This is a genomic window from Enterobacter sp. 03-F-07-AD-ECC (genome assembly GCF_047530935.1).
GTDB lineage: Bacteria > Pseudomonadota > Gammaproteobacteria > Enterobacterales > Enterobacteriaceae > Enterobacter > Enterobacter cloacae.
The window spans coordinates 72,770-88,099 of sequence record NZ_JBLKBZ010000007.1; the positions used below are offsets into that span (position 1 = coordinate 72,770).

5 protein-coding genes are annotated in these 15,330 nt (G+C 57.9%); 4 read left to right on the forward strand and 1 reads right to left on the reverse strand.

What is annotated here, in order from left to right:
• Positions 1 to 109 precede the first annotated feature (109 nt).
• Both ACMWKA_RS12850 and chbG read left to right on the forward strand, forming a co-directional pair.
• The gene (locus ACMWKA_RS12850) at positions 110 to 1,465 is read left to right on the forward strand and encodes a 6-phospho-beta-glucosidase (RefSeq protein ID WP_057071558.1); all 1,356 of its coding nucleotides are present in this window, start codon (positions 110 to 112) and stop codon (positions 1,463 to 1,465) included.
• 11 nt (positions 1,466 to 1,476) lie between these two features.
• Positions 1,477 to 2,226 (forward strand): chitin disaccharide deacetylase, encoded by a 750-nt coding sequence (gene chbG, locus ACMWKA_RS12855; RefSeq protein ID WP_187170925.1) that lies wholly within the window; start codon positions 1,477 to 1,479, stop codon positions 2,224 to 2,226.
• 89 nt (positions 2,227 to 2,315) lie between these two features.
• Here the strand turns inward: chbG and katE are convergent, their stop codons facing one another.
• Complete coding sequence (gene katE, locus ACMWKA_RS12860; protein ID WP_038979915.1) at positions 2,316 to 4,565, reverse strand: catalase HPII; 2,250 nt, start codon at positions 4,563 to 4,565, stop codon at positions 2,316 to 2,318.
• Positions 4,566 to 4,753: 188 nt separating this feature from the next.
• Between katE and cedA the strand changes: the two genes are divergently transcribed.
• Positions 4,754 to 5,008 carry a cell division activator CedA gene (cedA, locus tag ACMWKA_RS12865; RefSeq protein ID WP_072203699.1) on the forward strand — a complete coding sequence of 85 codons (255 nt, stop codon included), beginning with the start codon at positions 4,754 to 4,756 and terminating at the stop codon, positions 5,006 to 5,008.
• Between the two features lie 277 nt (positions 5,009 to 5,285).
• On the forward strand, positions 5,286 to 15,293 hold the full coding sequence (locus tag ACMWKA_RS12870; RefSeq protein ID WP_414760306.1) for an autotransporter outer membrane beta-barrel domain-containing protein: 10,008 nt from the start codon (positions 5,286 to 5,288) through the stop codon (positions 15,291 to 15,293).
• The last annotated feature ends 37 nt before the right edge of the window (positions 15,294 to 15,330 follow it).

Consider the following 15,330-nt stretch of genomic DNA (forward strand, 5'->3'; position numbering starts at 1 on the left):
GCCTGGCGAGTTTATTCGCCACGAATATTGACTTGATTGCTTGCCCAAATAGCGGGAAGAGTCCGCTATACCTTGCAGGCGATTAACCTGATACGCTAAGGGAGATGTTATGCAAAAGAAATTAAAAGTCGTGACCATTGGCGGCGGCAGCAGCTATACCCCGGAATTACTGGAAGGTTTCCTGAAACGTTATCATGAATTACCGGTCAGTGAATTATGGCTGGTGGATGTTGAAGAAGGGCAGGAAAAGCTGAATATTATTTTTGACCTGTGCCAGCGGATGGTAGAAAAAGCCGGTGTGCCCTTAACCGTGCATAAAACCCTCGATCGTCGCCTGGCGTTGCAGGACGCTGACTTCGTCACCACTCAGCTGCGCGTGGGCCAGCTCAAAGCGCGTGAACTGGACGAACGCATTCCGCTGAGCCACGGCTATCTGGGACAGGAAACCAACGGCGCGGGCGGCCTGTTTAAAGGTTTGCGCACCATCCCGGTCATTTTCGACATCATCAAAGATGTGCAGGCGATCTGCCCGAACGCATGGGTGATTAACTTTACCAACCCGGCCGGGATGGTCACCGAGGCGGTCTATCGCCATACCAACTTCAAGCGTTTTATCGGCGTCTGCAATATTCCGATTGGCATGAAGATGTTCATCCGCGACGTGCTGGAGCTGACCGACAACGACGATCTCTCTATCGATCTGTTTGGCCTTAACCACATGGTGTTCATCAAAGATGTGATAGTCAACGGCCAGTCTCGCTTTGCTGAACTGCTGGACGGCGTGGCTTCCGGCCGCCTGACCGCAGCATCCGTAAAAAATATCTTCGACCTGCCGTTCAGCGAAGGGCTCATCCGTTCCCTGAATCTGCTGCCATGCTCGTATCTGCTTTACTACTTCAAGCAGAAAGAGATGCTGGCCATCGAAATGGGCGAGTACTATAAAGGCGGTGCCCGCGCTCAGGTTGTGCAGAAAGTTGAAAAGCAGCTGTTTGATTTGTATAAAGATCCAAACCTGAACGTGAAGCCGAAAGAGCTTGAACAGCGCGGTGGGGCGTACTATTCCGACGCGGCGTGCGAAGTGATCAACGCCATTTACAATGACAAGCAGGCTGAGCACTACGTCAATGTGCCGCACCACGGCCATATCGACAATATCCCGGCCGACTGGGCCGTAGAGATGACCTGTATCCTGGGCCGTGAGGGGGCAAAACCGCATCCGCGTATTACCCACTTTGATGACAAAGTGATGGGGCTCATCCATACCATCAAAGGGTTTGAAGTGGCGGCCAGCAACGCTGCGCTGAGCGGTGAGTTGAATGATGTGCTGCTGGCGTTGAACCTCAGCCCGCTGGTGCATTCCGACCGCGATGCGGAAGGGCTGGCCAGCGAGATGATACTGGCGCATGAAAAATGGCTGCCAAACTTTGCCGCCACGGTTGAGAAGCTCAAGCATCAACACCGTTAAGAGGACGTGCGATGGAAAACCTGCTGATCGTCAATGCTGATGATTTTGGCCTGTCTAAGGGGCAAAACTACGGCATTGTTGAAGCCTGCCGACGGGGTGTGGTGACCTCGACCACCGCGCTGGTGAATGGAGAGGCGATAGAGCACGCGGCGCAGCTGAGCCGTGAAGCGCCTGAGCTGGGCGTGGGCATGCACTTTGTGTTGACGCTGGGGAGGCCGCTTTCAGCGATGCCGGGCCTGACGCGTGACGGGCAACTCGGGAAATGGATTTGGGAACTGGCGGAGCAGGACGCGCTGCCGCTCGAAGAGATTGCCCGCGAGCTGGACTGTCAGTACAACCGTTTTGTTGACCTCTTTGGTCGCGAACCAACCCATATCGACAGCCATCATCATGTGCATATGATCCCGGCGATTTTTCCGCTCATTGCGGATTTTGCTCAGCGTAAAGGCGTGGCGATGCGTGTGGATCGTGACGTGCGCGGGTTGCCGGACTTTGCCGTGACCACATCGGAGGGGTTCAGCAGCGCATTTTACGGTGAGGAGATCGACGAAGCGCTGTTCCTGAAGGTGCTGGATGATTCCGCAGCCCGGGGGGAACGGTCGCTGGAGGTGATGGCGCATCCTGCGTTTGTCGATAACACCGTCCGTAAGAGCGCCTACTGCTGGCCGCGCCTGGCGGAGCTGGAGGTGCTGACGTCGCCGTCGCTGAAATACGCGATTGCCGAGCGCGGGTATCGGTTGGGGACTTTCGGGGATCTTTAAGACAAAGCCCGGTGGCGGCTTCGCCTTACCGGGCCTACAAAACCAGTCGAAATGTAGGCCGGGTAAGCGCAAGCGCCACCCGGCTTTTTTTACGCCGGTATCTGGTCAATCTTGCTGCTGCGCGACCAGACGCGGTGCGCGGCTAGCAGATCAAACAGCTTCGTCATAAACGCGTCGTCGACGTTATCGCCTTCCACAATCCCGTCTTCACCCTGATCGGCCACGTTCAGGCGTGCTTTAAACTGTCGCGCATCACCGGAAAGGGCGATCGGCTTCAGATGCTTATAGGCTTCAAGCAGATAATAGACCGCGTCACCGTTGCTCAGCAGGCTGGCAATATCGCCGCACGGCACAATCACCGCGTCCACTGTCAGGGATGGCGCACCGGCAAAGGTGGCGGCAACCGGCAGCACTGACCCGTCATCGGCAGTCACTTCACCCATTCGGGAGTAGAGCAATTTGGCGTGTACGCCTTTGGTTTTCAGCGCCTGCATGATCCCCAGCACGTCGCTGGCGCGGGTTTTGTCGTTAAGCAGGATCGCCACCACCCGGCCTTTAATCGAGCCTCCCGGCACCGCGTACAGGCTGAGCGACGGATCTTTTTTCACCCCGTTGACCTCTTTTGGCGGGGCAAGATTGCGTTGCTCATCCGTCAGCGTAATGCCGAGGTTATCGGCCACGCTCTGGGCGAGTTGAATATCAATGTGTGCCAGCTGATCGACAACGCGTTCGCGGATGTAGGTCCGCACAACCTTGCTCAGTTCGAAGCTGAAGCCGCCGATAATATGCTGCTGCTCAATCGGTGTCTGGCTGTTCCAGAACAGGCGAGGGTGGGCGTAATACTCTCCAAATGACGGGCTGCGCTCGCGGATTTTGTTGCCATCCACACGTTCCTGATACGACTCAAATCCACCCCGTTTCGGGCCAGGAGGCGTTTCACGCGGCCAGTTATCGTTGATGGAGTTCGGCTCATAGTTGGCCGGGTTGGTATCGATATCCTGACGATGCATCCCGTCGCGCTGGAAATTGTGGTACGGACAGGTGGGGCGGTTGATCGGAATTTCATGGAAGTTCGGCCCGCCGAGTCGGCTGATCTGCGTATCGGTGTAGGAGAACAGTCGCCCCTGCAGCAGCGGATCGTTGGTGAAATCCAGGCCCGGGACGATATGACCGGGGTGGAAAGCCGCCTGTTCGTTCTCGGCAAAGAAGTTATCCGGGTTGCGGTTAAGCACCATTTTGCCCACCAGCTGAACCGGTACCAGCTCCTCGGGGATCAGTTTGGTCGGATCCAGCAGGTCAAAATCGAATTTGAATTCGTCCTCTTCCGGGATCAGCTGTAACCCCAGCTCATATTCCGGGAAGTCGCCCGCTTCAATGGATTCCCACAGCTCGCGGCGATGGAAGTCCGGATCGCGCCCGGTCAGCTTCTGGGCTTCATCCCATACCAGTGAGGCCTTCCCGGCGACCGGTTTCCAGTGGAAACGGACAAACGTCGCTTTGCCCTCGGCGTTGATCATCCGGAAGGTATGAATGCCAAACCCTTCCATGGTGCGATAGCTGCGCGGGATCCCGCGGTCAGACATCGCCCACATCACGTTGTGTAACGTCTCGGGTTGCAGGGAGACATAGTCCCAGAAGGTGTCATGCGCACTTTGTCCCTGCGGTATGGCCCAGTGGGGCTCCGGTTTTACCGCATGGACAAAGTCAGGGAATTTATGCGCATCCTGAATGAAAAAGACCGGGGTGTTATTGCCGACCAGGTCGAAGATACCCTCTTCGGTATAAAACTTGGTGGCAAAGCCGCGAATATCTCGCACGGTATCAGCCGAACCTGCGCCACCCTGCACGGTGGAAAAGCGCACAAACACGGGGGTGATCTTATCCGGGTCTGAAAGGAAGTCAGCTTTGGTGATTTCCTTCAGGCTCTTGTAGGGCTGGAAATAGCCGTGAGCGGCGGAACCGCGCGCGTGCACGATACGCTCCGGGATACGCTCATGGTCAAAGTGGGTAATTTTTTCCCGCAGGATGAAGTCTTCCAGCAGAGTCGGTCCGCGGGATCCCGCGCGCAGGGAATTCTGATCGTCAGCGATGCGCACCCCCTGATTGGTGGTCAACGCATAGCCTTCTCCGCCTTTGCGGTGTGGCTCGAGTGATTTTAGCTTCTCATTGCCGGTGTCCGGCGATTTCATGCTACCGGGCGCGGTGGGCTGCTCGCCAGGGGCTGAGGGGCCCGGTGAAGGGCGATGAGAGCCATCTTCAGGTGCAAGGGAGTCCATACCCGGCTGTGATTCTTCAGTGCCATGAATGGGTGATTGATGTGTGTTATCTTTGTTCGACATTGCACGCTTCTCCTTTATTCATTCCTAAAAAACCCTGTTAACTATAGAACAATGTACGGAAAGGGCAGGCGAACTCAGCTTTTTCAGACACCGCCTTAGTAAAAGAGGCGGTCCACCACACGCAAGGCGCGACGCGTGGGGGCAGGATCGGCTATCATAGAAATTTCCTGCTTTCAGAATGTGCTTTAATGAACCAGTCGCTTATGAAACCTCTTCGTCAACAAAATCGCCAGGTTATTAGCTACGTGCCCCGTGTCGAACCCGCTCCTCCTGAACATGCGCTGAAGGTGGATGGCTATCGCGATGTCTGGCAGTTACGTGGCAAATATGTGGCCTTTGTGCTGATTGGCGAGCATTTCCGTCGTTCTCCGGTGTTTACTGTGCCGGAAGCGGCCCAGCGGTGGGCCATGCAGGTCCGTCAGGATGAAGAAATTCAGGAATAGTTTTTTATACAGAACATCCCGTTTGTAAAACGGGATATATTGCTCCGATGAATATATGGCTATTATTCATCGGAAAATAAATGTGCATTCCTGTCTGGAATGTATATTTGAAAAAAAATAACACTTCAGGGTTATCTGTTTTTTATGATCCTGGTCACTAATTTTTTTTGACACCTCCTAATGCTATGATTTAATGCTGAAAAAATAATGTAATATTTTAATTCATTAATTCTATCCTTTAAGTGTTGCGTCTGTTAAACACCTACGGGTCAGAAAAATGAATAAATCCTGTGCGTTGCAAAACGATGGTTTTCACTTTTCTCGTCTGGCTATCGCCATTCGAAATGCAATCCCTGTTTTAGTCCTGGCTTCAATGCCGGTTTATGCCGATACCGTAATTGGCAGTCAAACCACCCCCTATACCCTGGCCGGACCTGGTCCGTTTGTGATGCCTTCTCCAAATACTATTACGCTGACCGATCTGGGTGCCGCGATAAGCGGTGACAGCACTGCCGACTGGCAGGTTACCATTGCTGATGGTGCCTCAATACAGGCCATAACATTTGGTCTTGATTTAGGGTCATTGACCGGAGGGACGGTGCTTAATCTCGGTGGCGACGTGGTCACCTCTGGCACAGGTGCATCCGGGAATGTTGCAGGGGTGAAGTTTGACAATGGCGGAACGCTAAACCTTTTATCTACCGGTTCAATCAACAGCGCCAGCGATGGCATCTACATGACGTCAGGGGGAACCGTTAATAATAGCGGTTTTGTACGCGGCGCTGATGGCGGGACATCTGTCTATTTTGGTGGGCCTGGCGTCTATAATGGCGACAGCACTTCATCTGTTGGCGGAGGGTACGGATTCCTGGTCGATGGTGACGGTGTGACAATTAATAATGCTGGTACAATTTCCGAACTTCACAATGGCATACGTTTTCGTAATAACAGCTCAGGTTCGGTTAATAATGAAGCCAGTGGGGTTATTCAGTCTAGCGGCACGTCAGATTATGGCATATGGATTAATACCACGGGTGTAGTTGATGTTAACAATGCGGGTACAATTAGCGCCAATACCGGGATTAATATCGATAGAGATGGTCATACCTTATTAAATAGCGGCACTATTACTGGAACCGGAGGAACGGCTATTCTCGTCTCAGGGAATAATAATGCCATTACCCTGACGACTGGCAGCACTGTTAACGGCAATATCACCTCAACGGCAAGCAATAATAGTTTAACGTTCACAGGTGAAGGTACCTTGAATAGTGACTTTTCAGGTTTCAATAGTGTCGTGGGCGCGGCGGATGCAGACAAATCCTGGGTGCTAAGTGGAGCAACAATCGGGAGTACGGGTACAACGGCACAAGCATTGCTGGTACAAAGCGGTACATTGATACTGGAGAGCGATTTCGTCAACAGTGGGGTCGGCGGAGGGACGACAATCAACGGCGATGCGGTCCTCCAGCTCGGTAATAATTCCGCCAGCGGCAGCGTAACGGGGAATATTGTTGATAACGGCACGCTACGCTTCTCCCGCAGCGATGACATTAGCTTTGCCAATTTCATCAGCGGCAGCGGGCGCGTCAACCAGGCCGGAAGCGGCCAGACCACGCTGACCAGCGCCAATACCTACACCGGCGGCACCGTTGTAGATGCGGGAACCCTGAACGCGTCTGATGTCGACGCTCTCGGAACCGGAAATGTCACCATCAATAATGCAGGAACGCTGGACCTCTCTTTCACCGGTGATGTTTTCACCAACACCATCACCAATAACGGTGTGCTGGATGTGATTGCCGCGGATAACTCACTCGACGGAAACATCTCCGGGACGGGGGAGAACCGCGTCAGCGCACTCAATACGACCTTCAATGGCGATAACAGCGGCTTCTCCGGTCTCTGGAATATCCTCAGCAGTGGCTCGATGTTTGCCAAAACGACGCAAAATCTGGGTGATGGTGCGGTTCAACTGGCCGGGATATTGAACGTGGTCCCGGTGACAGGCGGTTTTCTTTTTAGCAATGCCCTCACCGGAGCCGGGATACTCAAAGTCGAATTGACGAGCGGCAACGCCTTTAATTTTGCCAGCAGTGTGGGAAACCTTTTTACAGGCACGCTGGAAATGGGCTCCGGCACCTTCAGCCTTGATGGCGATAACACCCTGGCGCTAACCAACGCCACGCTGCAGCTGGATTTGGGCGGGACCACCACCGTGGGGGCAGTCCAGCAAAATGTAGGTAACCTGACGCTAAACGGCGGCATTTTACGCTTCCCGAACCTGCCTGCGGGCACAATCAATACCGGACAGCTGAACATGCTTTCCGGCACCATCCGGGTTGATCCTGACGCCATTGTCGATACCAGTAATTTGTTGAAGGCAGACGATGGCGCGGGCGTGCAGCTGGTGACATCAACCAGCAACACCGGTGCGGCGTCAGCGCTGTCGCTTCAGGATTTAACCGGAAATACCTTAACCACCTCTCAGGCGAACGTCACGCAGGGGGGCAATACCGTGGCGGTGGCGACCTACGGTGATTTCGGCCTGACCGAGAGCGGTGGGCTGGCCGTCGGGTACACCTTAAGCCAGCTGGATATCCAGGCAGGGCAAACCTTAACCCTCTCTGGCGATGCGGCCACCCCTTCCGGAGCGGCAGATATGAAAGCGTTGCTGAGCGGCAGCGGTAATCTGGCGGTCAATGCGACAGACGCCATTACCCTGACAAACGCGGGCAATACCTATACCGGCACCACGACCGTGACCGGTGGCACCCTGCGCGCGGGTGCGTTAAATGTGATTGACGACAGCAGCCAGGTCACCTTAAACAGCGGAACTACGTTCGATCTGAACGGTTTCGATCAGAGCGTTAATAACCTCAGCGGTGCCGGGAACGTGACCCTGGGGGCAACTACTCTGACGGAGAATACTGCAGGCACCGTGACCTACGGCGGCGTAATCAGCGGCACCGGGGCAGTGACGGCCGCCGGAACAGGAACCTGGATCCTGACGGGGGATAATAACTGGACCGGCGGTACAACCATTGATTCTGGCGTGTTACAGCTGGGGGCTGGCGGTACCACGGGGGGGATTACCGGCGATATCACCAACAACGGTGCACTGGTGGTCAACCGTTCCAGCGCCCTGACGCTGGGCGGAGCCATTGACGGGACGGGGACGCTAACCCAAAGCGGAACGGGAGAGACCACGCTGAGCGGGGCAAACAGCTACAGCGGCGGGACAACGGTCAGCGCCGGCACCCTGAATGCCGCCAGCGCGACGGCGCTGGGCACAGGCGACGCGACGGTCAGCAGCGGTGCGACGCTGGATCTCTCCTTCACCGGTGGAACCCTGACGAACAACATCGCCAACGCAGGTCTGCTGGCGGTCACCGGCGCGAATGCGACGCTTAGCGGCAGCATCACCGGGGCGGGCGAGAACCGCATCAGCGCCCTGAACACCACGCTGAGCGGCGATAACACCCTCTTTACCGGCAACTGGAATATCACTAACGGCGCTTCGGCAAACGTGACCGGCGGGCAAAACCTGGGGGATGCCGCCGTTAATCTGGACGGCACGCTGAATATTGCTCCGGCTAGCGGGGGATATACCTTTACCAACGCCCTGACCGGCGGGGGCCTGATGACCGCCACCGTGACAGGCGGCAACGCCTTTGCATTTGATGGCACCGTCGGCAGCGCCTTTACCGGTACGCTGCAGCTCGGGCAAGGTACGTTTGCTCTCTCGGGCGTTAACACCACCACTCTGACCAACGCTACCCTTCAGCTTGATGGCGGCAACACCACAACGGTGGGGAGCGGCACGCAAACACCCGGCAACCTGACGCTGAACGGCGGAACCCTGCGCTTTGCGAATCTCGCCTCCGGGGTGATCGCTACTGACCAGCTGGGGCTGACGTCCGGGACGGTGCAAATCGATCCCACTCAGGTCGCCAGCAGCGGGGGCTCGCTGTTAACCGAGGATGATGGTTCCGGGCTGCAGTTGATTACCGCCACCAGCACCAGCGGTGCCGCATCGAACCTGACCCTGACAGATCTCTCCGGGGCCGCGCTGAGCAGTTCGCTGGTCAATATTGATCAGAACGGCGCGACGGTTGCCATTGGTACCTACGGCTACAGCCTGAACAATACCAATGGGCTGGGCGTCGGTTACACCCTTAACCAGCTCGATCTGCAGTCCGGCCAGACGCTTACGCTTTCTGGTGACACCGCCACCCCGGCCGGCGCGTCGGATATGAAGGCGTTAATCAGCGGCAGTGGCAATCTGGCGATCGACGCCACCAACGCGCTCACCCTCACCAATGCCGGTAACACCTATACCGGAACCACCACGGTAACGGGCGGTACGCTGCGCGCAGGCGCGCTTAATGTGATTGATGACAGCAGTCAGGTCACGCTGAACAACGGCACCACTTTCGATCTGAACGGCTTCAATCAGAGCGTGAATAATCTGACCGGCACGGGCAACGTCACGCTGGGTGCCAGCACCCTGACGGAGAACACCACCGGCAGCGTCACCTACGGGGGCGCGATCGGCGGCACCGGCTCGGTCACCACCGCAGGCACCGGGACGTGGATCCTCACCGGGAATAACGCCTGGACCGGCGGTACGACGCTGGGCGGTGGGGTATTACAGCTGGGCGCGGGCGGCACCAGCGGGTCGATTGTCGGCAACGTGGTGAACAATGCGGAACTGGTTATTAACCGTTCAGATGATGTCACCCTGGCGGGGGCAATAAGCGGTTCAGGGACACTGACCCAGAACAGCTCTGCGACCGGGACGACGACGTTAACCGGAACGAATAGCTACACCGGGGCGACCACCGTGCAGCAGGGCACCCTGCAGTTGGGCAACGGCGGGACCACCGGCTCGCTTGCCGGCACCAGCGCGATTACGCTCGACAGCGGGGCGGCGCTAGCCTTTAACCGCAGCAACGCCATGACGGTCGCCAACGCGATTACCGGCGATGGTCGGGTCTCGCAGGTCGGCAGCGGAACGACCGTGATGAGCGGCACCAGTGCCTACACCGGCGGGACCACGGTGGCGGCAGGAACGTTAAACGCCGCGAACAGCAGCGCTCTGGGTAGCGGGGCAGCAACCGTTGACAGCGGTGCCAGCCTGCTGCTCTCGTTCAGTAACGGTACGTTTGCGAATGCTGTTGCCAATGGCGGATTACTGAACGTTACAGGCGCGGGGAATACGCTCAACAGCACCTTCACTGGGGCGGGCGAGAACCGCATCAGTGCGCTCAATACTACGCTTGGCGGGGATAACACCCTCTTTACCGGCAACTGGAACATTATCAGCGGCGGTGAGGCGAACGTGTCGGGCGGACAAAATCTCGGGGACGCCGCCGTTAATCTGGACGGTACCCTGAACATTGCCCCGGCCAGCGGGAATTATACCTTCACCAATACCCTGACCGGCTCAGGGCTGATGACCGCCGCGCTTGCCAGCGGCAGTAGCTTTGCCTTTGATAATACCGTCGGCAGCGCCTATACCGGCACGCTCCGCCTGGGGCAGAGCCTTTTCAACCTGGCGGGTGACAATACCGCGGCGCTGACCAACGCGACCTTGCAGCTGGATAACAACAGCGAAACCACGGTGGGCGCGGGAACGCAAACCATCGGCAACCTGACGATGAACGGCGGGGCACTGGTCTTTAACGGCGAGGTTCCGCCCGGACAGCCGGATGGCACGGTGGCGGTGGGCGACCTGATGCTAAACAGCGGTGAAATTCGCACCGAAGCGCCGACCGCCGGTATTCCTAACCCGGCGCCAACGGGGCAGAACCTGATGGAAGAGGACGATCGGGCGATCCTGTCCCGGCTGGTCTCCGCTTCTGGCACCGTGACCGGTACGGCGAATAACCTGACCCTGACTGACCATGATGGCAACGCTATCAGCGATCCGCAGCAGTTTGCGATAACGGAAGGGGGGACGGCGGTGGCCAATGCCACCTACAACTATGCCCTCAGTACCGGCACCAGTAACGACGGCCTGTATATCCAGTACGGTTTAACCACACTCGATCTGCTGAGTGCGCAGACGTTACACCTGACGTCGGATGCCGGAGCAACTGGGGCCGCGGCAACGCTGTCGGCGCAGGTGACCGGCGTCGGTAATCTTGACGTTGATGCCAGTGCGGCTGGCGGCCAGACCGTTACCCTCAATAACAGCAGCAACAACTACACCGGGGCCACCAGCGTATCCGGCGGAACGCTGCGTCTGGGCAGCAATCAGGCGCTCGGTAACACCAGCCTGCTTACCATCAACACCGGCGCAAACGCCAATATTAACGGCATGACCCAGACCATTGGCGCGCTGGCGGGCGATGGCGGTCTGGCGATGAATGGCGGTAACCTGACCATCAGCAACGGAGGAACGTTTGGCGGGGTGACCAGCGGCGCGCTCGGTAATCTGACGCTTACCGGCGGCACGCTGACCCTGACGGGGGCAAATATCTTTACCGGCCTCACCACGATTAACAGCGGCGCGGTCATACAGGTTGGCGCGGGCGGGACAACCGGAAGCGTTGCCGGGCCGATCGCGGATAATGGCACCCTGAGCTTTAATCGCAGTGATAACGTGGCCCTGACGGGGGCGGTGTCCGGTAGCGGTGAACTGCACCAGGACGGTGCCGGTACGCTGTTTATCAACAGCAGCGTCGGAGTGACCGGGCCGGTGGTCATTAATAGCGGAACCGTAAGCATCGGCGATGGCACCACGGACGGCAGCGTGGCCGGAAATATCGTCAACAACAGCGCCCTGCAGTTCAACCGCAGCGACTGGCGCTACGGCGGCGTGATTAGCGGGGCGGGGGCGGTGGAACAGGTCAGCGGCAGTCAGACGACACTGACCGCAGCCAACACCTACAGCGGCGCCACTACCGTCAGCGCAGGAACGTTAAACGCGGCGAACGTTGCCGCCCTGGGAACCAGCGCCGCGACGGTTAACAGCGGCGCAACGCTGGCGCTCTCGTTCGCGAACGGCACCTTTGGCAACGCGGTGGACAATAACGGTGTGCTGAACATCAGCGGTGCCGGAAACACCCTCACCACCGACATCACCGGTACGGGAACCAACCGCATCAGCGCCCTGCAAACCACAATAGCAGGGGATAACAGCGGCTTTAACGGCAGCTGGGATATTACCGGCAGCGGTGGGGTGACCGTAACCGCTCAGGAAAACCTCGGCGGCTCACCGGTGCAGTTGAACGGCATTCTCAACGTCAGCCCGGCCAGCGGCGGCTTTACGTTTATCAACGCGCTGACCGGCAACGGCCTGCTGGCCGCGACATTGGGGAGTATCAGCGATGCCTTTAACTTTGCGGCCACGGCGGGGAACGCGTTTAACGGCATTGTGGCGCTGCGTCGCGGCACGATGGCGCTGGAAGGTGATAACACCAGCGCGTTAGCCAACGCAACGCTGTCGCTGGGGATCGGGGCAATCGCCACGCTCAACAGCGACCAGACTATCGGAAACCTGACGTTCAACGGTGGGCTGCTGGACGTGGCGATGAGCACGCCTTCCTCGGCAAATATCCTGACGGTGAATAACCTGAACGTCGATTCTGCCGTTACGCCGCCAGACGTGGGCGTCGTTAATCTGCAGACTACCTCCCTGCCACCGGGGACTAAACCAGACGGCAACTTCCTCGATCAGGATAACGAGGTGGATAACGGTATTCAGGTGGTGAAAGCGACAACCGTCAGTTCGGAAGGAACGCATCTGACCCTGCTGCTGGATGGCGCAGCCCCGGCTGACGAGACGGATCAGGTCTCTGACGGCTTTGGTCATGACGACGTGCTGGCCACCTACGGCTATACCGCCGTCATGACCGCGGGTGCGAACGCCCCTGGCGGCCCAGGGCTGTATGCGGGGTATATGCTTAAGGTGCTGAACAGCCAGTCAACGGCGGTGATCGATACCACCGGAGCCACCGACAGCACGCTGGGTGCACAGCTGACCGGCGTTGGGGATTTCGAATTCCGCGCCAACGACGGCACCCTCACGCTGGCGAATACCGCGAATGATTATCAGGGGAATACGCAGGTAACCAGCGGCACCTTGCTGCTCGTTGGGAATAACACCCTCGGCCAGACCCGCGCCCTGAACATAGCTGACGGTGCGACGACCAACCTCAACGGATTCAGCCAGAGCATTGGCGCGCTCAACGGCGCGGCGGGGAGTACGCTCGCGCTGAACGGCGGCGCGCTGACCGTAACCAATGGCGGGCAGAGCGACGGGGCATTAACCGGGGGCGGTAACCTCAACCTGACCGGCGGCGAGTTGATCGTTACAAACGCTAACGATGCGCTGACCGCGACCGTGGATATCGACAGCGGGGCAACGGCGCGCCTCAAAAACGCGGCCGGGCTGGGCAGCGGCGCGGTCACACTGGACGGCACGCTGGTGCTGGATACCGTAAAAGGATCCCTGGCTAATGCCGTCCAGGGGGCAGGGGCCATGAACCTGGTCAACAGCAGCGACGTGATCCTCACCGGCAATAACGCGGACTTTAGCGGCGACATCAACATTGGTACTGCGAATCGCCTGACGGCGCAGCAGCCTGCCAGCCTCGGTACGTCCACTCTCATCAATAACGGCGAACTGGTGCTGAACGCCAGCGACAACTGGGCGTTTGCCAACACGATGAGCGGCAGCGGCCTGTTGACCAAAGCGGGCGCCGGGAGGGTTACGCTCGCCAGTGACTATGCCCATACGGGGGGCACGCACGTTGAATCAGGTACGCTGGCGCTGGATAACCGCGCGGCGGCTCTCTCCGGCGGTGGGGCCGTCACGGTGGATGAGGGGGCCACGCTCGGCGGCTACGGTAAGATCGTCGGGAATGTCACCAGCAGAGGGACGGTTTCCGCCGGTGATGCCATTACCTCGCTGACCGGTGGTGCAGGGAATCTGACCATCCAGGGGGATCTCGATAACTACAATACCGTTAACCTGGCGGGGAATAGCGTGGGCAACACGCTCACCGTCACCGGGAACTATACCGCCCACAGTACGCTGGTGCTCAATACGGTGCTGGGCGGGGATAATTCGAAAACCGATAAGCTGGTGGTACAAGGCGATACCAGCGGTCATACCGACGTTTATGTCAATAACAAAGGCGGAACCGGCGCGCAGACCGTCAATGGTATTCGCGTCATTGAGGTGGATGGGGCGTCAAACGGGGACTTTACCCTTGCGAACCGCGTGGTCGCCGGTGCTTATGATTATCAGCTGTTAAAAGGCACGCCAACCAGCAATGACGGCGACTGGTATCTGCGGGTTCCCGTTGAGCAACCGGTCGTGCCGATTCGCCCGGAAGCGGGGGCCTATCTGGGTAACCAGAGCGCGGCGATGGACATGTTCACCCACAGCCTGCACGACCGTCTGGGGGAAAGCCTGTTTGTCACCGGCAACGGTCAGCAGCTGAACGCGCCGTCCGCCTGGATCCGCACCTTCGGCAGCCGTACCGACAGCCGAAGCGCGGGACAGATTGGGCAGGATACCTGGAGTAATGGCCTGCAGCTTGGTTTCGATCTTGCCAGTAACCTGCAGGTCCAGAACCGCTGGCAGATGGGTGTCATGGCGGGCTACGGCTCCGCGCGGACCCGTAACCAGAGCGACGGCCAGAGCACCGTCGCCCGCAGCAAAGTGGATGGCTACAGCGTCGGTCTGTATGGGACCTGGTTTGCGGATGGACGCCCGGAAGGGACGGGACCGTACATTGATACCTGGACGCAGTATGGCTGGTACAACAACAAGGTGAACGGGGACGATCTGCCAGAACAGAAATACGACAGCACGACCCAGGCCGTTTCGGTGGAGGGGGGCTGGGCCTTCAACGTCTATAACACCTCGCTGATGAGCTTCTTCGTGCAGCCTCAGGAGCAGGTTATCTACACGCATTACGATGCGGACGATGTGAAAGAGGACAACGGTACAAAAGTGAAGATGAACGACGGTGGTTTCAGCAACCGTCTGGGCGTAAGGGTCTACGGCTATTCTGCAGACAAGAAGGGACGTCAGTGGCAGCCGTTTATCGAGGCGAACTGGCTCTATAACGGCTATACCGACGCCGTGAAAATGGACAGCACGCGTCTGGAATCCGATACGCCGAAGCATCGCTATGAGGTAAAAGCTGGGGTAGAAGCGAAACTGAGTAACCAGTGGAGCCTGTGGGGCAACATCGGTACCCAGCAGGGCGCCAGCGAGTACCGTAACGTAGAGGGCGGTCTCGGGGTGAAATACACCTGGTAAAATTAGCGGACATAAAAAAGCCCATCACGTCGCGGAT

Excerpts from the sequence above, each read along its gene's own strand:
- katE (WP_038979915.1), bottom strand. The coding sequence starts at position 4,565 with ATGTCGAACAAAGATAACACACATCAATCACCCATTCATGGCACTGAA.
- chbG (WP_187170925.1), top strand. The coding sequence starts at position 1,477 with ATGGAAAACCTGCTGATCGTCAATGCTGATGATTTTGGCCTGTCTAAG.
- cedA (WP_072203699.1), top strand. The coding sequence starts at position 4,754 with ATGAACCAGTCGCTTATGAAACCTCTTCGTCAACAAAATCGCCAGGTT.
- ACMWKA_RS12870 (WP_414760306.1), top strand. The coding sequence starts at position 5,286 with ATGAATAAATCCTGTGCGTTGCAAAACGATGGTTTTCACTTTTCTCGT.
- ACMWKA_RS12850 (WP_057071558.1), top strand. The coding sequence starts at position 110 with ATGCAAAAGAAATTAAAAGTCGTGACCATTGGCGGCGGCAGCAGCTAT.